The organism is Streptomyces sp. NPDC107559, from assembly GCF_055657365.1.
Genome location: NZ_JBVKBD010000008.1, coordinates 373,040 through 393,949, shown reverse-complemented (window position 1 = coordinate 393,949; position 20,910 = coordinate 373,040). Strand labels below are relative to the sequence as shown.

Annotated in this window: 20 protein-coding genes and 2 pseudogenes; 10 read left to right on the top strand and 12 right to left on the bottom strand. The window is 67.9% G+C overall.

Going from position 1 to position 20,910, the window contains the following annotated elements:
- Nucleotides 1–161: 161 nt before the first annotated feature.
- Nucleotides 162–716 (bottom strand): GNAT family N-acetyltransferase, encoded by a 555-nt coding sequence (locus tag ACZ7OY_RS25180; RefSeq protein ID WP_471913454.1) that lies wholly within the window; start codon nt 714–716, stop codon nt 162–164.
- Between the two features lie 99 nt (nt 717–815).
- On the opposite strand from ACZ7OY_RS25180, the gene ACZ7OY_RS25175 reads away from it, so the two are divergent.
- Complete coding sequence (locus ACZ7OY_RS25175) at nt 816–1,736, top strand: LysR family transcriptional regulator (RefSeq protein WP_471913453.1); 921 nt, start codon at nt 816–818, stop codon at nt 1,734–1,736.
- A gap of 97 nt (nt 1,737–1,833) precedes the next feature.
- On the opposite strand, the pseudogene ACZ7OY_RS25170 reads toward ACZ7OY_RS25175, so the two are convergent.
- Nucleotides 1,834–2,661, bottom strand: a pseudogene (locus tag ACZ7OY_RS25170) (IS5 family transposase).
- Between the two features lie 234 nt (nt 2,662–2,895).
- Nucleotides 2,896–3,996 carry an ABC-2 transporter permease gene (locus ACZ7OY_RS25165; protein WP_471913452.1) on the bottom strand — a complete coding sequence of 367 codons (1,101 nt, stop codon included), beginning with the start codon at nt 3,994–3,996 and terminating at the stop codon, nt 2,896–2,898.
- A gap of 84 nt (nt 3,997–4,080) precedes the next feature.
- On the opposite strand from ACZ7OY_RS25165, the gene ACZ7OY_RS25160 reads away from it, so the two are divergent.
- Together ACZ7OY_RS25160 and ACZ7OY_RS25155 are read left to right on the top strand one after the other, a co-directional pair.
- The gene (locus tag ACZ7OY_RS25160) at nt 4,081–4,509 is read left to right on the top strand and encodes a MarR family winged helix-turn-helix transcriptional regulator (RefSeq protein ID WP_471913451.1); all 429 of its coding nucleotides are present in this window, start codon (nt 4,081–4,083) and stop codon (nt 4,507–4,509) included.
- Nucleotides 4,510–4,676: 167 nt separating this feature from the next.
- Nucleotides 4,677–5,190, top strand: a pseudogene (locus ACZ7OY_RS25155) (IS5 family transposase); the annotation flags it as partial.
- Between the two features lie 409 nt (nt 5,191–5,599).
- Here the strand turns inward: ACZ7OY_RS25155 and ACZ7OY_RS25150 are convergent.
- Nucleotides 5,600–5,941, bottom strand: coding sequence for a hypothetical protein (locus ACZ7OY_RS25150; RefSeq protein ID WP_471913450.1), 342 nt, complete (start codon nt 5,939–5,941; stop codon nt 5,600–5,602).
- A gap of 346 nt (nt 5,942–6,287) precedes the next feature.
- Between ACZ7OY_RS25150 and ACZ7OY_RS25145 the strand changes: the two genes are divergently transcribed.
- Nucleotides 6,288–7,361, top strand: a complete 1,074-nt coding sequence (locus ACZ7OY_RS25145; protein WP_471913449.1) for an alpha/beta fold hydrolase — start codon at nt 6,288–6,290, stop codon at nt 7,359–7,361.
- Nucleotides 7,362–7,599: 238 nt separating this feature from the next.
- Here the strand turns inward: ACZ7OY_RS25145 and ACZ7OY_RS25140 are convergent, their stop codons facing one another.
- Nucleotides 7,600–8,493, bottom strand: a complete 894-nt coding sequence (locus ACZ7OY_RS25140; RefSeq protein WP_471913448.1) for a dihydrodipicolinate synthase family protein — start codon at nt 8,491–8,493, stop codon at nt 7,600–7,602.
- A 95-nt stretch (nt 8,494–8,588) separates the two neighbouring features.
- On the opposite strand from ACZ7OY_RS25140, the gene ACZ7OY_RS25135 reads away from it, so the two are divergent.
- Nucleotides 8,589–9,035, top strand: a complete 447-nt coding sequence (locus tag ACZ7OY_RS25135; protein WP_471913447.1) for a winged helix-turn-helix transcriptional regulator — start codon at nt 8,589–8,591, stop codon at nt 9,033–9,035.
- 141 nt (nt 9,036–9,176) lie between these two features.
- Here the strand turns inward: ACZ7OY_RS25135 and ACZ7OY_RS25130 are convergent, their stop codons facing one another.
- Nucleotides 9,177–9,578 carry a tautomerase family protein gene (locus tag ACZ7OY_RS25130; protein WP_471913446.1) on the bottom strand — a complete coding sequence of 134 codons (402 nt, stop codon included), beginning with the start codon at nt 9,576–9,578 and terminating at the stop codon, nt 9,177–9,179.
- 235 nt (nt 9,579–9,813) lie between these two features.
- Nucleotides 9,814–10,638, bottom strand: a complete 825-nt coding sequence (locus tag ACZ7OY_RS25125) for an enoyl-CoA hydratase/isomerase family protein (RefSeq protein WP_471913445.1) — start codon at nt 10,636–10,638, stop codon at nt 9,814–9,816.
- Nucleotides 10,639–11,090: 452 nt separating this feature from the next.
- Here ACZ7OY_RS25125 and ACZ7OY_RS25120 point away from each other — a divergent pair, with 452 nt between their 5' ends.
- From ACZ7OY_RS25120 to ACZ7OY_RS25110, 3 genes are all read left to right on the top strand, one after another.
- Nucleotides 11,091–11,993: an alpha/beta hydrolase gene (locus ACZ7OY_RS25120; RefSeq protein ID WP_471913444.1), complete on the top strand. Its 903-nt coding sequence runs from the start codon at nt 11,091–11,093 to the stop codon at nt 11,991–11,993.
- A 165-nt stretch (nt 11,994–12,158) separates the two neighbouring features.
- Nucleotides 12,159–12,329: a hypothetical protein gene (locus ACZ7OY_RS25115; RefSeq protein ID WP_471913443.1), complete on the top strand. Its 171-nt coding sequence runs from the start codon at nt 12,159–12,161 to the stop codon at nt 12,327–12,329.
- Between the two features lie 83 nt (nt 12,330–12,412).
- Nucleotides 12,413–12,682: a hypothetical protein gene (locus ACZ7OY_RS25110; RefSeq protein WP_471913442.1), complete on the top strand. Its 270-nt coding sequence runs from the start codon at nt 12,413–12,415 to the stop codon at nt 12,680–12,682.
- 294 nt (nt 12,683–12,976) lie between these two features.
- Here ACZ7OY_RS25110 and ACZ7OY_RS25105 read toward each other — a convergent pair whose 3' ends face one another.
- From ACZ7OY_RS25105 to ACZ7OY_RS25095, 3 genes are all read right to left on the bottom strand, one after another.
- Entirely contained in the window at nt 12,977–13,960 is a 984-nt protein-coding gene (locus ACZ7OY_RS25105; RefSeq protein ID WP_471913441.1) for a zinc-dependent alcohol dehydrogenase family protein, read from the bottom strand.
- Nucleotides 13,961–14,071: 111 nt separating this feature from the next.
- Entirely contained in the window at nt 14,072–14,644 is a 573-nt protein-coding gene (locus ACZ7OY_RS25100) for a TetR/AcrR family transcriptional regulator (RefSeq protein WP_471913440.1), read from the bottom strand.
- A 674-nt stretch (nt 14,645–15,318) separates the two neighbouring features.
- The gene (locus ACZ7OY_RS25095) at nt 15,319–15,627 is read right to left on the bottom strand and encodes a hypothetical protein (protein ID WP_471913439.1); all 309 of its coding nucleotides are present in this window, start codon (nt 15,625–15,627) and stop codon (nt 15,319–15,321) included.
- A 292-nt stretch (nt 15,628–15,919) separates the two neighbouring features.
- On the opposite strand from ACZ7OY_RS25095, the gene ACZ7OY_RS25090 reads away from it, so the two are divergent.
- The gene (locus ACZ7OY_RS25090; protein ID WP_471913438.1) at nt 15,920–16,477 is read left to right on the top strand and encodes a hypothetical protein; all 558 of its coding nucleotides are present in this window, start codon (nt 15,920–15,922) and stop codon (nt 16,475–16,477) included.
- A 374-nt stretch (nt 16,478–16,851) separates the two neighbouring features.
- Here the strand turns inward: ACZ7OY_RS25090 and ACZ7OY_RS25085 are convergent, their stop codons facing one another.
- Nucleotides 16,852–18,075 (bottom strand): hypothetical protein, encoded by a 1,224-nt coding sequence (locus ACZ7OY_RS25085; RefSeq protein WP_471913437.1) that lies wholly within the window; start codon nt 18,073–18,075, stop codon nt 16,852–16,854.
- Between the two features lie 347 nt (nt 18,076–18,422).
- On the opposite strand from ACZ7OY_RS25085, the gene ACZ7OY_RS25080 reads away from it, so the two are divergent.
- Nucleotides 18,423–19,547, top strand: coding sequence for an NADAR family protein (locus ACZ7OY_RS25080; RefSeq protein WP_471913436.1), 1,125 nt, complete (start codon nt 18,423–18,425; stop codon nt 19,545–19,547).
- A gap of 429 nt (nt 19,548–19,976) precedes the next feature.
- On the opposite strand, the gene ACZ7OY_RS25075 is transcribed toward ACZ7OY_RS25080, so the two are convergent.
- Nucleotides 19,977–20,573 (bottom strand): hypothetical protein, encoded by a 597-nt coding sequence (locus ACZ7OY_RS25075; protein WP_471913435.1) that lies wholly within the window; start codon nt 20,571–20,573, stop codon nt 19,977–19,979.
- Between the last annotated feature and the right edge of the window lie 337 nt (nt 20,574–20,910).

Here is a 20,910-nt window from a genome sequence, read left to right as displayed (position 1 = left end):
AGCACCTGCCGGGATCCGGACACCGCGCAGGAGCGTGTCTGAAAGATCTCCGACACGCCCTCGAAACCCTGCTCTGCGACGTGAACGGAGCCACGTCGACACTGCGGGTGCCGGCCGCGCGGGTGACCTGGTCGACAAGTGAACAGTCCCGGTGTATCGGCTCACTCCTCCTCATCAAGCCTGCCTTCAGTGCAGTCGGCCAGTATGGGGGCAGTCGCGGGGCGTCCCTTCAGTTCCATGAGGATGTCGGCGCGGGCGTAGTAGTTGGCCACGGGGAGACGGTTGCGGCTGATCCTGACGAACCCGGCTTCCTCGTACAGGCGGATGGCGGGCGCCAGCTTGCTGTTCGTGCCGAGGAACAGCCGGACCGCACCAAGTGTCCGGGCACGGTCGATCGCTGCAGATATGAGTTGGCGGCCGATGCCGCGTCCTTGTGCGGCGGGGGCCACGGCCATCTTTGCCAGTTCGAATACGGCGTTCGGATGCGCCAAGAGCGCGATGCATCCGACAACGGCGCCGCTGCCTTGCTGGCAGGCCAGGAGTACGTCGCCGCCCGGGCGCACGATGCGGCCGAACGGATCTCCGAGAACTGCTCGGTCCTCGTCCTGCAGGGTGAACAGGCGGGAGATCCACTCCTCGTTCAACGTGCGGAACGCGTGGGCCTCGCTCTGTGAGGCGATCGAGGAGACCACGGTAGGGGCAGTGATGTGCGGCATGGGGCGGGTTTCCCTTCGGGTGCGGCTCCCCGCTAGCCTCCGGTCCCGATCACCCATATGTCCAATACAATCGGTAGCCCACATCGATAAACTTGAACTATGGATCAGCGGATCGAGCTCCGGCACCTGCGGTACTTTCTGGCGGTGGCCGAGGAACTCCACTTCGGCCGCGCCGCCCAGCGGCTGAACATCGCTCAGCCCGCCCTGTCCCAGCAGATCAGGCAACTCGAGAAGATCGTCGGTATTGAGCTGTTCCGGCGGACGTCCCGAAGCGTCCGCCTGACAGACGCGGGAGCGACGTTCCAGCCACGGGCGAGGGACCTACTGGGTCGTCTGGCGGCCGACCTCGACGAGGCCGGCCGTGTCGGGCGCGGTGAGGCCGGTCGCCTGGATATCGCCTTCATCACTTCCGCGACCGCGATCGTCAGCGAACGGATTCGTGCATTCTCCCGCTGCCGCCCAGATGTTCAGGTCAAACTGCACGAAGGCTTTACCGTCGATGTCCTGGCAGCCTTGGAGCGGGGGACGGCCGACATCGGGATCGTGCGGGATGCCGAGGAGCGAGAGGACATCGACCTCTCCCTGCTGGCAACTGAACGGTTCGTCGCCGTCATCCCCACCGGCCACCCCGCCGCAAAGGGTGATCGTGTGGAACCGGTTGCGCTGGCGACCGACCCGCTGATCCTGTATCCGCGTACAGCAGGAGCCCAGGCGTTCGACGTGAACACACGGCCGTTGCGGGACGCCGGCATCGACGTCCAAGTCACACAGGAGTGCTCAAACTGGCACACCATCATCATGCTCGTCGCTGCGGGTCTTGGCGTCACCATCGCCCCCTACAGCGTCACGGCACCGCTCCCCGCAGGCGCCCAGCGTCTTGAACTCGACGGACCTCCCGCAACGAGCCAGATCTTCATGGCCATCCGCCGAGGAGACAACCATCCCCTTGTGCAAGCCTTCATCGCAGCATCCGAGTCCGTGACAAGTCATGGAGACGACCGAACCACGAGGGCACGCTGACCTGTAATGCAGCGCCTTTGCCGGATCCTCCTAGAGGTCGTTTTCTCCCGTTGTTTCATCCCGGGATGCAGCTTTGATTCCGTGGTGTCGGATCGCGTCAGGAGATGGTGTTCTCGCTGGTGAGGCGGCGGGCCATGAGGTCTGCCATGGCGATGTGGATCATGACTTCGGAGCGGACGGGCAGGGTTTCGAAGTCGCGGGCCAGGCGGCGGTGGAGCATGAGCCAGCCGTAGGTCCGCTCAAGCACCCACCGCTTCGGGATCGGGGTGAATCCCATGGTCCCCGGCTTGCGTTGAGTGTTCCATGTCGATGCCGAGGGTGGCGGCGTGCTCGACGAGGTGGTGGCGGTAGCCACCGTCGAGCCATGCCTTGCGGATGCGGGGATCTTCGGCGGCGACCCGGTCCAGGAGCTGGGTGCCGGCGATGGAGTCCTGCACACTTGCCGCGGTGACCAGCACGGCGACGAGGAGCCCGATCGTGTCGGTGACGATGCTCCGCTTCCGCACGACGATCTCCTTCCCGGCATCGACCCCCTGACTGGAGGCGCGAGCACGCTGGTCGAGGTTTTCACGCTCTGTGCGTCGATCACGCAGGCCGACGGTTCGGCCTCCCGAGCTTCCTTCTGCCGCAAGAGCTGCCAGAGCAGGCCGTTGAGATGGGCGAACACGCCTTCCTGCTGCCATCTGGCGAAGTAGCCGTAGACCGTGTTCCAGTGCGGGAAGTCGTGCGGCAGGTAGCGCCACTGGACCCCGGTACGGTCCACGTACAAGATCGCGTCCAAAATGTGGCGCAAGCCGTGCTCGGGCGGCCGACCGAACTCCAGGGCTCGGCCGCGGCGCTCGAAACGCCAGGCTGCCAGGACCGGCTCGATCAACTCCCAGCGAGCATCGGACAGATCACTCGGATACGGGCGTCGCTTCGGCATGCTTCCGACGTACTGCCGCGAACCGAGTGCGCCCAGTCGCACGGCAACGGCGGTCGAAGCACACAACCTCGAAGACCGGGCATCCTGGGATGAGACAGGATGACGTCCCTTTCCGCCCCATCCGCAACCTCCCACGACGCGCCGACATCGACGATCTCCATGACCTCGCCTGTACCGCCATCCACCATCTGCAGAATCGCCTGATATACGGGCAAACTAGGTGACAACGACCTCTCAGACCGCGACGGCTTCGCCCATCTCCTCCTCGGCCGCCTCGTCCTCGTCGACGTGCTGCTCGTGCACCGTCGGCGGGATCACGGCCGCGGAGGGGGCGGGGGCGTTGCGGCGTTCGGTGACCGCAGCCGCGCCGAGCAGCAGCAGTCCGGCGGCCAGCCAGAGAACCAGGGCGAGGATATGGCCGCCGAAGCCCGTCGAGTCGAAGTAGAGCAGGCTGCGTGCGCCTTCGATGAAGCCGGCGCCGTTCCAGAAGGCGTGCAGCGAGCCGAAGAAGCCGTTCTGCAGGGCGGGCTCGAAGATGCCGCCGGAGGTGGTGAAGTTGAGCATCACGAACAGCACCATCATGGCCAGGGTCGTCCAGCGCTTGAGGAAGGTGTGCAGGCCGATGCCGATGGTGAGGATTCCCGCCGCGTAGAGCACTGACATGCCCCACAGTCCGAGCAGGTGGTGGTCGGCGAGGTGGAAGACCGGTCCGGCCAGCACCGCTCCGATGACGCTGACGACCACCGCGGTGCCGAGACCCAGGGCGGAGCGGATGCCGATGCCGAGCGTCGCGCCGCCGGCGCTGATGGCGGCGACGCTGGCGTAGGAGCCGATGCTCAGCGCCACCAGGAGGAAGAACAGGCCCTGGCCGGTGGGGTCACCGCTGGAGAGCGGGGACAGGTTGGTGACGGTCAAGGGCGCACCTTGCTTGGCGGCGACGTTTTCGAACACCAGCTCCGCGGCGGTCGCGGAGGTGTCGGAGTTGGCCTTGGCGACCAGCAGTTCGGGGTGTTTGGCGCTCGACACATAGGCGCCGACCAGGTTCCGGTCCATGATCTGGCGCTGCGCGGCGGCCCGGTCGGGCACGGTGGTCACGTCCAGGGCGTCACCGGCCTTGTCCTTGATCGTCTGGGCCAGCACCTGGTAGCGCGGCGTGGAGCCGACGACGGCGACCTTCAGTCCGTGCGCGTGCGGTGCGTGAAACGCGCCGAGGTAGGCCATGCCCATGCCGAGGCACATGAGCAGCGGGGTGATCAGGAGGATCACCACGTGGCGGACGGTGTGGCGGGTGACGCTCGCTGTCGGTCGCTCTTCGGCCAGACGGTGGGTACTCATGAACGGGTTCTCCTTCGGTGGATGGTTGTAAAGTACACAGAAATATGGTTGTATGCTACAACAGTCAGCGAAAGGGTGCCCGCCATGTCCGACCGCGAGGCGTCGATGGACGTCATCCAGCGCGAACTCGTCTCGTTCGCCCGTCGTGCCCGGCAGAAGGCGGCCCAGCTCCACCCTGAGCTCTCGCTGGTCGCCCACAGCATGCTCGACCACATCGACAAGCACGGCAGCTGCCATGCCTCCGACCTCGCCGGACACTTCCTGCTGGACAAGTCGACGGTCAGCCGTCAGATCGCCATGCTGGAGGCGGAAGGAATGATCGTGCGTGAGCCCGATCCGAAGGACAACAGGAGACAGACCCTGAAGGCATCCAGCAAAGGGCTCGAACTGCTCCAATGGGCGAACCAACGGCGTCGCGCGTCCTTCGAGTCCCGCTTCACCGACTGGGACGACGCCGACCTGTCACAGCTGGCCGCCTACCTGCGCAGCTACAACGCGGCCGATGCCGACTGAGCCCGCAGAGGGCTGAGGCGCGAAGGCGCCGCACGGCCGCGGCTTCCGGGCGCGCGGCCGCGCCGAATCGGGCGCGAGTGCGGGGAGACGCAGCTCACGGCGAACCTCGCCCGATCCTGGGACCTTCCCTGTTCAGGGGGTGTGCCGGGCCATAATGCTCGACCAACGGCGACCTGGACTTGTCGCGGTGCGCGATCGACTCGGTCAGCGTCCGCGCGGTCAAGGGGGGGCCTGACCGGACCGAATCCCACCGATCGCGGCAAGCTCGGGTCGAAGATCCACGTCATCTGTGACCGCAACGGGCTGCCGATCTCGGTGGGCATCTCCGGCGCCAACCTCCACGACAGCCAGGCGCCGATCCCGCTGATACGTGGCATCCCGCCGATCCGCTCCCGCTACGGACCCCGGCACCGTCGTGCAGCCAAGCTGCACGCGGACAAGGGTTATGACTCCGACCACTCGCGCAGATGGTTGCGCCGCCGGCAGATCGTGCCGCGCATCGCCCTCCACGGCATCGAGCCCTCGGTCCGCCTGGGCCGGCACCGCTGGGTGGTCGAGCGGACGATGTCCTGGCTGAACGGCTGCCGGCGCCCGCACCGCCGCTACGAGCGCAAGGCCGAGCACCTCCTCGCCTTCGTCGGCATCCCCAGCGCCCTCGTCTGCTACCGCAGGCCCAGCTGAACCTGTTCGCTCCACGCCGAAACAGCCGCCTCCCCAAGGACCACCGGCAGTGGTCCGCCGGCGACATGAGCGGTGGAGGCGGCGGACACCTTGATCTGATCGCACGATGGGTGCGCGGGAACGTCGTACACAACACGATGAGCATCAAGGTTCGGGAAGGTCCGTTCCACGGACGCACCAGGATCGTGGCGCTGGACAAGCGCCATCAGCCGCCACCGCAGCAACGTGCACGTGGCTCGCACAAGCACCCGCCGACTGACGTGCGGCACGTCTACGACCTCACGCCTGCACCCCACACGACCACGAGATGGTCGTACGACTACGCCGGAACTCAGGCTTCCGACGTCACATGACACATCACCGAGCCAACTGAGACAACGTCTTGCAGTCCCACCTCCGGGAGCTGTGATCAGGCGGGGAGGTCTGGGAGGCGGTATTCGTACTTACGGGGCCGGAGGCCTTCCTCGGCCGGATCCCAGTCGGGACAGTGCGCGATCGTGCCACCGCTGGGAGTGCAGGGGTCGGTGACGGTGTCGATCTTCATGTCGCTGACGACGTAGAGGTCGACGGTGTTGTCCTTGTCCTGAGCGTGCGCGACTTCGTTGATCGTGAGTTCGACACCTGGTGGCAGCGCCTGTGGTGCCCTTGAGCTCGACGTGGCCTTCCTCGGTGTTGTGGGGGTGCAGCGCAGGTCGATCCCCGGCCCCTTGGAGCGGACCGGCCTCCCCCGGCCATCCGCCGACAGCATCACGACGACGTTGGTGACGAGATGTGCGACAGGCTTGGCCGCTCCCAACACTGCACCGCCGCATCTGGTGGGAGGGCCCAGGGACGGCCCCAGCTCGCCGCGTCTGTGGTGCCACAGGTCCCGCCGGTTCCTGCCTGGCCGCCATGCTCCGATGTGACCGCCCGGTACGACGCGGAAAGCCTCTATCGGCGGGCCGCCGACCACGGTGACACCCACGTCCCAGCCGTCCCGGGCAGGCCCGGCGGGTCGGGCGCGCGTCGGCGGCGTGCCGGCCGGACGGGCGGGTTCGCTGACTCGTACCTACGATTTCCATCAGCTTTGCTCGGACGTGACAGGAGGTTCCCGAACGATGGACAGACGATCTTTCGGCAAGCTCTTCGGCGTGGGCGTGACCGGCGCGGCGGCGGCTTCGACAGCTGGAGCACACAGTATTTCCGAGGCCTGGGCGACCGCCGGTAGGGGCGCCCCTACCGGCGGGGATGTGGCCGCGGAGGAGACGGAGGCAGGTGTCGGGTCCTCCTTCGGCCCGCTGAAGCAGATCCGTGCCGGCGAGCTGAACGTCGGCTATGCCGAGGCAGGCCCCGCCCACGGTCCGGTGGTGCTTCTGCTGCACGGCTGGCCGTACGACATCCACAGCTTCGAGGCGGCGACGCCGCTGCTCACCGCGCACGGCTACCGCGTCATCGTCCCCTACCTGCGCGGCTACGGGACGACCACCTTCGTGTCCCCGAAGACGTCCCGCAACGGCGAGCAGGCGGCCGTCGCGGTGGACATCATCGCGCTGATGGACGCGCTGCACATCGACCGGGCGGTCATCGGCGGCTTCGACTGGGGCGGCCGCACCGCCGACATCATCGCCGCGCAGTGGCCGGAACGCTGCAAGGCCCTCGTCTCCATGGGCGGTTACCTCATCCTCAACCAGAAGGCGCTGCGCCAGCCGGCGCCGCCGGCCAAGGAGTACCCGTTCTGGTACGCGTACTACTTCTGCACCGACCGGGGCGAGCTGGGCCTCAAGGAGTACCGGCACGACCTCGCCAAACTCGTCTGGCACACCGCCTCGCCGACCTGGCACTTCAGCGACGCCACCTTCGACCGGACCGCCAAGGCGTTCGACAACCCCGACTACGTGCCCGTCGTGATCAGCAACTACCGCTGGCGGCTCGAACTGGCCCCTACCGACCCGCGGTACGCCGACTTGGAGGCACGGCTGGCCGAGGGACCGGCCATCCGTGTGCCCACCGTCGGGCTCGACGGCGAGCTGGACCCCTTCACCCCGTCCGGCGGCGACTCCTCCTACCGCGACAAGTACACCGGCCCGTACGTCCACCGCACGCTCAAGGGCATCGGTCACAACGTTCCGCAGGAGGCGCCCGCGGCATTCGCCCAGGCGGTCCTCGAAGCCGACCGTATGGCGAGCGACTGACTGTGTCGGGACCGTCGCCGGCGGGCCCGGATGACGGGCCACGCTGATATCGGGAACCCATTCACTGCGCGATCCGGACAGCTCGTAAGGGGCAGTGGCGGTCAGACCGGGACTCGACTGGGCGAGGAGAGCCATACGGATCAGGCGGTCGGCACGCATGACACCAGGATCACCGAACGATCACCTCACCCGAACCCCTGCCGAAGCCCCGATGCGGATGTGGATGCGCTGAGCCGGCTCAGGTCGTGAGCTGGAGGGCATCCAGTACGGCGGTGACGTCCCGGAGCGCGGCCTCGTCCAGGCCGCGCAGGGGACGCGGCAGGTTCGGCTCCGACGTCAGGCCGAGGTGGGACGCTGCGGCAGACAGGACGCGCAGACCACCGTACTGACGGAGCAGGGTCCACAACGGTTCGAGCGCGTCGGACGCCTCCGCGGCGCGGCCCGCGTCACCGGCCAGGGCTGCGCGGGCGAGGGCGAGCGCGGCACGGGGGAACAGACCGCCCACGGCCGAGTACCAGACGTCGCACCCGGCATTCAGACCGTGCACGCCCGCCCAGTCGCCGCTCACACCGATGGTGACCGTCTCCGGGATCGCCGCTCGCAGCGCGTCGATCCGGGCCTTTGCCTGGCCGAAGTCGTCCGGAACAGCGGGGATCTTGATCGAGCGGACGTTCGGCAGCCGGGAGATGCGGCCGTGCAGTTCGTCGGCGAAGTGCACCTGGGTGGTGCGGAGGTTGTCGTACACGCACAGCGGCACGGACAGCTCGCGCGTGACGTCCTCGTACAGGCCGAACACCTCGTCGTCCGTGAGCGGTTGGTACGTCACCGGTGCGAGCAGCACCGCCTGCGCGCCGGCTTTCTGGGCGTCCTCGGCCAGAGCCAGGACGTGAGAGGTGCGCGGCGCGCCGATGGAGACCATGACGGGAACGCCGTCGGCCGCCTCGACCGCGACTTTCGCGGTGCGGGCGCGCTGTTCGCGGGTGAGGTAGGCGTAGCCGCCGGTGGATCCGAGGGCCCCGATGGAGTCCACTCCGGCAGCCGCGAGGCGGGCCACGAGCGATGCGTACGCGGTGTAGTCGATGCCCTGCTCGTCGGTGGGTGTCAGGGGGAAGGCGCTGAGGCCGTGGAACATGTTGGCTCTCTCGGTAATCGATCGAAGTGATCCAGGACAGGTGCACCGAGTATATGGTTTAATTGTAAAACCAGCGTTTTCGGGAGGTGGCATACGTGCGCAAGACGGACCTCAGCGGGGCCACGTGCCCCATCGCTCGCTCACTCAGTGACATAGGTGACTGGTGGTCGCTGCTCATCGTCCGGGACGCCCTGGCCGGCATGACCCGCTTCGGCGAGTTCCAGCGCAGCCTCGGCTGCGCGAAGAACATCCTCAGCGCGCGCCTGGCCAAGCTCGTCGAACGCGGGGTACTGACCCTCGCGCCGGCGTCCGACGGCAGCGCCTACAGCGAGTATCGGCTCACCGAGAAGGGCAAGGCCCTGCGGGTCCCGCTCGTAGCGCTGCGGCAGTGGGGCGAAGAGTTCCTGTTCGAACGCGACGAGGAGCGGCTCGGTCTCGTCGACAAGCGCGACGGCCTGCCGGTGGCCGTCCTCGAACTGCGCGCCCAGGACGGGCGGCCCCTGGGGCCCGACGACGTCCAGGTCGGCGCGTCTCCCGCCTGAGGCAGGCACGCTTCCCGCCCCCGCCCGACCCGGATGGCACCTCGGCGCGGCGATCCCGTGTCGCGACTGCGGAGCGCCGGGATGCGCCGCCCCGGCAACGGCGTACGGACAGGGTGCCCGCCGCATGCCGGGGCGGCGGGGTCACCAGCGCGGCTCATCCTCGGCGAGCTGAAGCTCACCCCTCCCGAACGAGAAGTTTTCGTTCGGGACCGGGATCAGCGCGATGAACACGTCGTCGGGTGAGATGTGCAGGGCCTCGACCACCAGTCGGTTGATGGCTGCGGCCACGGCCCGCTTGTTCTCGAGAGGCCGATGGGCACCCAGGTGAAGGATGATGATCATGGCGTCGTGGCTGCGCTGCATCCCCATGAAGGTCGGATCGAGGTACAGCTCGTTCTCGCCGTGCTCGCTGATCATGATGAATCGGTCACCCTCGGGGATACCGAGTGCCTGCACCAGCGACTGGTTGAGCGCGTCGGCGAGTGCGCGCTTCTGGTCCGGCGAGTAGCGGCCGGCTGGTACGTGAGCGTTGAAAACGGGCATGACGGGCTCCTACGGGAGTGGGGTGTGGGTGTTTCCGTTTGTGAGGGATCGGCCGGACCGGGGCGCCGGAAGGACGGCGATGCCCCGCCCCGGCCGCCTTGATGCGGGTCGTGGCCCCCCGGGCCGGTGGACGGCGTGAGGTGTCCGCGGCCACGAGGTGATCCGGTCCGGGGCGGGCGTGCGGTTCGGGACGGGCGCGTGGTCGGATCTTCCGGGTCCCTTCGGTCTGAGCTGCTCACAGCTCGCCGAGTGCCGCGCCGAAGTCGAGTTCGGTGCGGGAGCGTTCCTGCATTCCGCGCTGCATGAGGGTGCCGAGCCGGGCGGCGCTCGATGTGTCACGTGCCAGGATCTGGAAGAAGCCCGAGTCCACCTGTACGTCTTCCTTGGCGGGGAGGCCGGCCGCGTTGATCCGGCGCTTGGCGAGCCGCACCGCGGCTTCCGGGAATCCCGCGATCCGCTTGGCCAGCCGCTCGACGTAGGGCATCAACTGCGCATCCGGCAGTGCCTTGTTGACCAGTCCGATGCGCTCGGCCTCACGGCCGTCGAGGTCTTCGGACCCGAGGATCACCTGCATCGCCTGGCCTCGTCCGGCGAGACGGACGATCTGCTGGACCGCACCTGCCCCCGGGAAGAGCCCGGTGCCGACTTCGATCTGGCCGATCACGGCGCGTTCCAGGGACGCGAACCGCATGTCGCACGCATAGAGGAGTTCCGCACCCGCGCCGCGCGCCCGGCCCTCGAGGAGCGCGATGGTGACGGGCCGTGCCTCGCTGAGGCGGCGGTACAGCGCGCCGAGGCTGATGTCGTCCGGGCCGCCGGAGGTCGCCGCCACCGCCGTGTACTCGGCGATCCGGCGGACGTCCACATGCGGGATGAAGAAGTCGGGGTCGGCGCTCCGGAACACCACCACCCGCGCGCCGCCGTCGGCCTCCGCGTCGTCGAGGAGTGCGATCAGATCCCTGACGAACCGCTCGTCGATCAGGTTGAGCGGCGGATTGTCGATCGTGGCCCACAGCACGCCGCCGTCCTGATTCGTCTTGATGGTCTCGTAGTCCCGCATTGTCACTACTTCCTCATGCGCTTCCTGTTTGCGATATGCGAACGATGTGCTCTAGGCTGACATCATCGGTTTAAAAATGCAACCAGAATGAGGGAGAGGCTGACCGGCCCACTCGAAGGCGACCGGGGCCACGATCACGCCATTCACCCAGGTCGCGACAGCCGCAGCCATCCGGTTGAAGCCGCTTGGGACCGTCTCGCACCGCTCGCGTCGAGCCCTTCGTGGCCGGGGCGACCAATCCGCCACCGGTGATCGGCCGGTGATCGGCCGGCGTTCAGCGAACGATCGACCGGCGTTCCCGACGGAGGTGCCCTGTCGACGGCATCGGCGCGTCCGACCGGACCGACGCCCGAAGGGCCGGGGCGCCACACGGCGTAGCTCAACGGGTCATACGGACCGACGGGCTGCCGTCGTCGCTCCCCCAAGAACCCCACCAGACAAGGAGAACCACCATGGCCGAGCGCAGTGACGAGCTCATTCATCTGCCTGACGGAACCGTGCTGCACGCATGGCTGTTCCTGCCGGACGGACCCGGACCCCACCCCACCATCACGATGTCGCACGGCTTCGGTGGCACGAAGTACCACAACATCGAGCCCATTGCCCGAGAGCTCGCAGAAGCCGGATTCGCGATCTCGCTCCACGACCACCGCGGCTTCGGCGACAGCACCGGCACACCCCGCCACGACATCGATCCCCATCAGCAGATCGAGGACTGGCGACGCGTCATCTCGCACCTCCAGACCCTCGACAGCGTCGACGCCGACCGCATCGGCCTATGGGGATCCAGCTATTCCGGCGGACACGCCCTCGTCCTGGGAGCCACCGACCGGAGGATCAAGGCCGTCTACTCCCAGGTCCCCACCATCAGCGGCTCCGAGACCAGCCGCCGGCGCGTACCGCCGCACCTGACGCGGCAACTCGACAAGTCCTTCGCCGCCGACGAACTCGCCCAGGCCCAGGGCGAGCCGCCGGCCACCCAGGCATTCGTCAGCGACAACGTCTCCACGACCGCGTCGTACCGCGCCACCGACGCCATCGACTTCTACCTGGGACACAGTGCTCCCGAGGGGGTGTGGGAGAACAGCGTCACGGTCCAGTCCAACCGCCGCTTCAGGTCGTACGACCCCGGCTACTGGATCGACCAGATCTCCCCAACTCCCCTGATGATGCTGGTCGCCACCCACGACACCGTCGCCCCCACCGACCTGGCATTTCGGGCCTATGAACGTGCCCTCGAACCCAAGGAACTCGTCGTCATACCCGGCGGCCACTTCGATCCCTACCTCGCCGGCTTCGACGCGAGCACCTCTGCCGCCATCCGTTTCTTCCGGACCCACCTCCACGCCCGTTAGGTCTGTTTGCGGCGCCGACGCATCCGGGCGCCCTGCCTTCGGCGCTGACGACACCGCACCCCGGAAGGGCCTGAGTCGGGCGCATCCGAAAGATCGCGTAAGTCCGTGACGTGACTGGGTGGCGAGGGATCTCTGCAGGTGTCTGGCCTCCCGGATCAGACGGACATGAGTGACTCCGAGAACCCGGCCGTCGAGCCGGTCGACCACGAGCTGGTGGACGAGGTCGTCGGACGGCGGCTTCCACCAGCTTGGTGGCGAGGGTTGGCGGACGCGGTAGCCCTGCATCGCGGCCCCGGTCCCCAGGGCGATGAGCATGTGGGACTGGAAACCCCCTAGTCCCCGCGTCCCGGGCCCAAGCCCGGTTCGCCCGCCCCCTCTGCGTGACCCCGAAGGGGAGTTGCACGCCCACCGCGTGCCCCGTGACCCTGCCGCTCGTTCCCGACGGCCCGGAGACCGACTGGCACGCCCAGCGCGTCAGCGACACGGTCTTCGCGCGGCCGGACGAAGGGTGGTCCTGCGCCACGGCCCTGTTCGCTGTCAACGCCTCCAGCCCGGCCGAGGCGGAATTGCGCGTCCTGACGTGGATCAGCCACAGCTACGCAGACGACCTCCGCCAAGCCGCCACCGCCGAGCACCAGGCCGACCCTCACCGCTGGCACGTCAGCCTGCGCATTCTTGGCGAGTTCTGAGCCCGAGGCAGGCGCACAGCCCCACCATCCACCCACCAGAGAGGAAGCACCGCGATCACCCCCGAGCCGAAGACTCCCGTCGATCCGAACACCCCCGCGTCGGCAACGCCGTCATCGCGCTGCACCATCAGCTGACCGATCTGGAGGAGCGCACGGACGACTGGCCCGGCGCAGACCTTGTCGGCATCCTCCGAAGCTGTGTCACATCTCCGTTCTGCAGGTCGCGACATGGTGAGGTGCGCTCGTGATCCGGTCGGGCGTCGATGGACGGCTGTCGAGCGGCAGTGGAGGGTGTCAGTCGACGTCGATCACGATCTTGCTGTGGGCGGTGCCGCTCTCCACGGCCGCGTGGGCGGCGGCGGCTTCGGCAAGTGTGAAGCGCCTGGGGTCGACCAGCGGTTTGAGTAGCCCCGCGTCGGCGAGGGCGGCTGCCTCGCGCATGATCTCTCCGTGATGCTCCCGCCCGTGCCCAGTCAGCAGGGGCAGCAGGGTGAAGACGCCGGAGTAGGTCGCCCCACGGAAGCTGAGGGACGCGATGCTGTGGGTTCCCCACCCCAGGGCGCTCACGACGTGACCTGTGTAGGTGCGTACTGCCGTGAAGGAGGCGTCGAGCACGCCGCCGCCGACGGTGTCGAAGATGACATCGAAGCCCTCACCGCCGGTGTGCTTGGCGACGTACTCGTCCACGGCGGTGGTGGTGTAGTCGATCGCAGTGGCCCCCAGGCGCTCGATGACCTCGAGGCGCGCGGGCGACCCGGTTGCGAAGACTTCAGCACCGCGGGCACCGGCGATCTGCACGGCCACGTGGCCGATACCGCCGGCTCCGCCGTGGATAAGGATCTTCTGCCCTGCACGGACCTGCGCCCGGTCGACCAGGCCCTCCCAGGCCGTGATGACGACCAGAGGCAGGGCCGCGGCCTCGCGCATGGTGAGTGAGGCCGGCTTGCGGGCCAGCAGACGGGCGTCGACGGCCGCGTATTCTGCGAGCGAACCCTGCAAATCACCTACGCCGCCGGTCATGCCGAAAACCTCGTCGCCGGGCGCGAAGCCGTTGACGCCGGGGCCGACCTCCTCGACCACGCCGGCCAGATCCAGGCCAAGGACGGCGGGCAGCGTGCGCTTGGCATGGGCAGCTTTGCCGGCCCGGATCTTGCTGTCCAGCGGGTTGACGCCGCTGGCCTTGACCCTGACCAGCACCTGGCCCGGGCCCGGGCTGGGCTTCTTGATGTCGCTGAGGACCAGTGGGGTGTTGAACTCTTGCAGAACCATCGCGCGCATGACTGCGCCTCTTTCCTGTTGTGTCAGACGGGTGCGGGCCGGGCATCGGGACAGCCGGGAGGGCCGGGTCCGCGTGTGCCGGTTGCGGTGGCCGGGGGCGCTCGAGTGCGATCAGGTGTAGCTGGCTATCAGCAGGCGTGCTGCGGATTTCGCCTCGTCCACGACGGTGCGGTCTTGAAGGAGACGCCCGGAGGCCAGGGCGCCGTCGATCAAGAGTCCGATCTGCCGGGCGAGCGCGCCGGGGGCAGCCGCGCCGGCCTTCTCGCTCAGCTCGGCCAGCCACGCCTGACGCCGCTGGGTGTGCTGCACGGTGATCGCCCGGGCCTGCGAGTCCAGATCGGCTTCGACCGCCGCACTGACGAACGGACATCCGAAGAAACCGTGCCGGTCGAAAGCGTCCGCCAGCGCGTCGAACAGTCCGACGAGCTGCTCGCGAGCACCGCCCCCGGTACGTGCGGCCGCGGCCTGCAACTGCGCCATCCAGGAGTCGTCGGTTCTGCGCAGGTACGCCGCGACCAGCTCCTCCTTGGTGCGAAAGTGCACATACAGCGTCGATTTCGCGACGCCCGACGCCGCGATGACCTGATCGATGCCCACACCGCGCAACCCGTTCGTATAGAACAGCTCGGCCGCCGCAGCAAGGATCCTCTCCTCGGACTTCGTCTTCCTGAACCGCGTCACCATGACTGACTCCACCTCCTTAATCAAACAGACTAGTACGTTCGATTAAGGAGGCAAATACCGTTCAGGCGCCGGCACAGGCCAAGCCGGATGCATCAACCCCAGACGAGCGACCGTCGCCCTGCCCGGCGACGACGGGCCGCACCGCACCACCACAGGCAGCCGGTCACCATCACCGCAGACACCAGCCCCTCCGCTCGGCCACCCGCCCACCGATGCCCGCCCGACGGGCAGACCAGAACATCACCATGCGTTACGGCGGCGCGACCTACCGTATGAAGACCCGCATCCTGCACACCGACCGACCCGCGTGCCTGCGGCACGGATCCCAGTCGCTCGAAGAGGCACTGATCGGGATCAGTCCCCGACAACGACCAGATCCTGCTGCGTCTGGGCGAACCCGCCTCGCCGGTGCCCGCGCCGCGCCGTTCGCCGAACTCCTCCTGACGTGGATCGGCAGACCACCGCTCTCGAGGCCGCATCTACTGATACCGCGCGGACTGGAATCCGCAGGCCACCGCAGCCTGGACGGTGGGCGCGGCCATCAGCTTCGCCGCGGCCTCCACTCGCTTGTGCAAGGGGCCGCTGCTCCTGACCATCAGGGTGGACTGCCGCTTCATCCTGTCCGGAGTGACCGGGGGGTCTGGCCCTGCGCGGTCCTGGCCCCGCGCACGCCTTCAGGCGGACCCGGCGGCGTCCTCGATCAGGCGCCAGGCGCGCTCGGGGGTGTCGTAGCGGAGGGTGCCGCGCACCAAGGAGAGGTTCAGCTCCTGGAGTTGGCGGTACGCCGCCTCGTCGAGCTCCGGGGTGAGCAGGACGCGGACCCCGGTGTCCACGTCCTGGAGGATGACGGGGCGCTGGACCGGGGCGGCGGGCGTGCGCCGGACGGCCTCGCGGAGTTTGCGGTACGTCTCGTCGGCGAGCTTGCTGCCGAGGCCGCCGAGGAACGCCTGCAGCGGCAGGGCGGCGAGGACCAGCCACTCCAACGGCCCGGGGCCCCGGCGGACGGGAACGCGTCTACCGCGTCGACCAGGCGTCCGCCGCTCCGCACCTGACACAGACGAAGGCCTGAGCGATCGACGACCACGGCGTGCCATTTCTCGCAACCTACGGCGAGCAGCGGCGGATTCGGGCTGAACACCAGCGAACAGGGTGATCCGGGCACCTTGACCGTGGTGGCTCGGGGCTGCACCGCCGGCTGGCGCTGGCACGACGAGCCCTTCGACGAGGTGAACACATGATCGGATACGCTGCGGGCCGTCGATCGTGAAGGAAGACATGTTCAAGCGACTTGCGGCGGCCGCCGTGACAGCGGTGCTGATAGCCGGGCTCGGCGCGTGCAGCCGCGGGAGTGACGTCCACGACGGGGGCACGGACCACTCGGTCGACGTCGGTCAGGACAGCGGGAGCGTTGCCGAGGAGCCCCAGCCGGACGCGGCCACCACGGCCGACGCCAGCGTCTTCGGCCTCCGGGACGAGATCCGTCACCGCGCCGCCAGGACCACCCGGGCCACACGGCCGCACATGACGAAGAAGTGCACCACGACCACGCGACGGGTCAAGCACACGACCAGCACCGGCTCGGGCACCAAGCGGCATACCCGCACCTGGTACTCGACCGAGCAGGCCAAGACCTGCAAGCAGGTCCGCAGCGGGACCGAGACCTACACGCGCATCGTCCGGCCGGAGCAGTGGTGCGTCAGCCTGGACGACGTCGGCGGCGACACGACACAGGACGATGTCTGGTACCAGGTCAGCAGAACCACCTACAACACGGCGATCGCCACGGACGAACACACCCGCATGGACTTCACCCCCACGGGCAGCGGCTGCTGACCCGAACTCCACCCGCTGGCGGGGCGAGACAGGAGACGCAGCTGGCGCAGCAGCCACCACGTCCACCTCCATCTCACCGACGCGAAGGTGAAGCGAGGGCGTCTGTCCAGCCAATGGCCCTGTCTCACACCCGGTGGTGACGGACCGTGCCAATGGTCACTGACGGCAAGGTGCGTAGGTGGGAGGGGCTTAACAGGGGGCCAGCTGGATTTTCGCCCTGAATGCATCGCCGGTGCGCTCATGCGAGCTGCGCATTCAGGGTCTGGACGAACCTGACACATGGTTACCACCGGATGTGAGCCAGAACCCGGAAAGTGAGCCAGAATCCGAGAGCGGGAGGCATCCGGTGGCCGGAGTTGCTCGTTTGAACAGAGTCAGGACAGACGCGGGCCGGCGGGGGCCGCCAGCCGTGCTCGGGCTGCGGCGCGTATCTCGGACGTTTCCATCGGGTCATCGCGCAGTACTGTGATCCGTGCCAAGGTCTCCGGGCAGGCGGGTGACGAGTCGATCCCGATGAGCCGCGCCGTTTCCTCGCAGTCCCAGAGGGACTCGGTGTACACGTGGTCCAGGCAGTCTCGGTCGATGGCGGCCAGTGCCTCCAGGTAATTGGCCCTTTCGTACGAGTGCGGGGTGCTCAGCCAGAAACACCGCAGGTAGGGCACCGCATCGACGGCGCCTGGACCGAACCGGGCCAGGCGCCGGGCCGTCCGATCAGGACCGCACCAGATCCGCGCCGCCCACTGTTCGGCGAGTTCTTCCACGAGTCCCGGCAAAGCCTCTGGTCCGGGATGGTCGGCCACGACGTCCGTCCCCAGCTCAGCCAGCCAGGGGCGGTCGTCCTGTGCCCAGCCGCGCGCTGCTGGTACGGCGAGCTCGCCCAGGCGCTCAACGGCCCGCCTGAGCAACGGCAAGGGCCGACGGCCGTCCCGGGTGCCCAACGAGGGGACCAGCGGGATCAACCCGTCAGCAGGCTCTCGGCCGTTCAGTGCACGCAGCGCGTCGAACCTCGTGTCATCCTCCGTACGGTCGTCGGCGAGCAGGGCGAGGAGCGCTGCGGTGCTGAGCTGGGCCAGCGACGGCCTCGGAACGAACGGAGGGCTCTGCACCTCGATCCCGAACCGCGTCCACGGCTCACGAAGCCACGGAAGCTCCGCTTCTGCGCTGATCCGAGCGCGTGCCACATCACCAAGGTCTTCCCACCAGTCCACCGGCCAGCTGTCCGACACCGACTCCAGCACGCCGATCCAGTGCTCGCCCTCCCGGATAAACGCCCGCAGCCCCTCCCTGGCCGCGCCCGATCCGGCAAGTGCCAGCAGTTCCAGCACCTCGCAGGCCCGCAAGCAAGCCTCTTCGTCCCCCGCCAACTGGTCCACGACCGGCATGGGAGACAACTTGAGGTCCTGGACCAGCCGTGCCAGGTACAGAGACCGGTCGTCGGTCCCGTCCCACCGCCAGTCATGCCGAATCCCGTCATACACGAACGCAGCAGATCCCCGCGGGTCCTGAAGCGCTCGCACCGCTCCCAGGCCACGCCCCCGTTGCAGCAGACCCTCGACAGAGCCGGGGTGGGCGTATCGCATCTCGTACTCATCGCTCATCACCTGGCACCCTGCCTGAACGGCCCCTGACCCGCCAGGCGATATCGGCCGGGTCCCACCGGAGAGGCCCTTCCTGGTCGAACACCCCAGCCCACGACGAAGGCAGGGTGCCTTCGAAACTCGGGCTCTGGCTCAACGACACGCCATCCTGCTGATGAGGGGCCCGTCACTCCCGGGTCGAGGAAACAGACCTGCACGCCGACAGGGACCGTGAGATCGAACGCCACCAGCGCGTCGCCGGCCGCATCACCAGCCTCCTGGATGACCTCGGCGAACCCCGCGACGAGCCGACCGCACAGCGTCGCCAGGCAGATCACTTGATCGCGGAAACCACTAACCTGTCGGTCGTGGCGATACGACGGCGGACATGGCGGAACGTGGATGGCGAGCGCATCGAGGGTACTTGGCGGCCCGCCTTCATCCGTGACGGGGCGACGTTCTTCCTCACCGATTTGCTGATCTACGCCGACGAGATGGTCGACTGCTCGGGGCTCGTGACCCTGGAGGAGTTCGCCGGCAAGCTCGCATCCGGCTGGGTGGCCACCGACTTGGCCGAGGGCGCCCAGGCATCGGCCCATCACCTCGCATCCTGGAAGTTCGCCGAGCCGCGCATGTGGCTGACCCCCGAGATGCTGCTCGGCGAGGTCCGCGACGACATCGACCAGCTCAACGGCCGGCCGGACTCCACGGCACGCTGTCTGGCCGCCCTGGACGCCTTCCGCAGCCAGCCGACCGAGGACAACCGGGCGGCGCTTCGCGAAGCCTACGAGGCCGTCCCCGAACATCTGCAGATCTATGCCCAAGGCGACCAGGACTCCAAGGACTGGCCGCTGCGGGTGCTGGTGACAGGTTCCGGGCATCGGCTCGAAAGGCACGGCGAGGACGCAGTTGTCACCGAGGACATGCATGCCGCCGCACTGCATTACTTCACCGACCGGGAGCAGCGGCACCAGCGTTACGTCGGCAAGGCGCCCGCGGACGGCGTGACAGAACCCGTCGAGACCAGCGTCCTCATCAACCAGACGGTCTTTCCGCGCAGCTGGCCGCAGGATTCAGGCATCCTGGTGCTGCGCAACGAGTTCCCTGCGCCCACCACCGTCGGCGGTCTGACCTACCCGACCGTCACGCACGCCTACTGGGCGCTGGCGGTTGCCGATGAGCATCGCCAGGCTGAGATCCGCCGCGCTGACACCCCTTATGCCGCGCAGAAGCTTGCCGAGGGCTCCACTTTGCGCGACGGCTGGCCCCAGGCCCGGACGGCGATCATGGCGGAGCTACTGCGTGCGAAGTTCAATCAGCACCCCGACCTTGCCGAAACGCTGACGAGCACATGTACATCGCGGCTGATCTACACCGAGATGGGCTCGACGTTCTGGGGCCAGCACGGACTGGAGGGGCGCAACTGGATGGGACGGCTGCTTGAGCTGGTCCGCTCCGAACTGGCCGCCAGCAAGCTGAACACGCAGTTGTGAACAGCGGATACGGTCGGACGCGACTCGCCTCAGGGGAGTGACCCACGACCCTGCGAAATCGCTTCCGGGGATCATGAAAGTGTGCAGACAAACCATCAAGTCCCGCCCTCGCTGGCATGGGGATCCGATGGGATTCTCGGTGAAGGCGCAGCTGCTGCGGCAGTTCGCCATGCTGATGGACTGCGGCCGCGCACAACCTGCAGCTCGACCGAGAACTGCCCCAAGCCCGAGAACTTGTCCGACTGCTGGAAACCCAGCTCACCGAAGCCCAGGACGACCTGACCCCCGACCTCATCAGCTTGCGCCGCACGATCGAAGAAGACAACCAGGCCACCGACCCTGCCCCGGACACCCAGCCAGCAGTCGCGTCCGGCGGCCAATACGGCAACCATCTCCCGTTGCGGCACCCGGGGCGCTGGAGTCCCCCGCTCAGCGAAGACCGAGCTTCTCGCGTTCGGCTTCGATCAACTCCTTCATGAGTTCCTCCGGCTCCACCGTGTACCCGGCGTCGTCGAGGGCGTCATAGTCCTGGGTGCTGAGCGGTAGGCCGAGCTCGGCGAGTTCGGCGGCCAGATGTGTGAACGCGATTCGCTTGTCGGGCTCGTCCTGGTACCTGGCCCGCTCGGCGGCGGACCCCTCGGCCAGGGTACGGCCGGCCAGGCGCCAGAAGGTGAACTCGGTGTCCAACTCAAGGAGGTGCCAGACAGGGTCTGCGGGTTCGCCCGGGTGCAGCCAGTAGCCGATCCACCCGCTTCCGCCCTTCGCCACGAGCTTGACGTACCGGGCCATCTGCGCGGCTGCGGCGTTGATGGCCTGCATCTCCGGGTCCGCGAGTTCCTTTTCGCTCAGATAGCTGGTGTCCAGAAGCGGATGGACCTCTCCCGCCTCGAAGAAGTCGAGGTCGAGAAGGCGGGCGAAGTCGGTGCGGCCTTCCCACTGCGCCACCAACAGCACGCGCAGATCGTCGGGTACGGGACGGCCGTCCAAGCGCTCGCGGGAGAACTCGGCGAGCCGTTCGTCGTACATATGCCCTCTCCAGAGGTCGAATCAAGATCCTCGCGTCAACGTATCAACGGTGTCCGACAAGAGGTCGGGTACACCGGCGACTGCCCACCGCCTCCGTGATCCGGACCCGGAACGGGTCCTGGTACGCAGGCCGGCTGCCCGCCCCGCATCCGATTGCGCACCACCCCGCAACAGGACTGCGCAGCAACCCCGCCACAGCGGCCATGGACGGTGTCGTCCACCGCTGCCCGGACCCCGACCAGGAGCCCCGCCGGCCAGGTCATAGGCCTGCGCAAGAAACTGCGCGTCGATCGCGCAGCCATCGCGCACGGCCGGCTCCGGCTGCCTTACCGTGAAG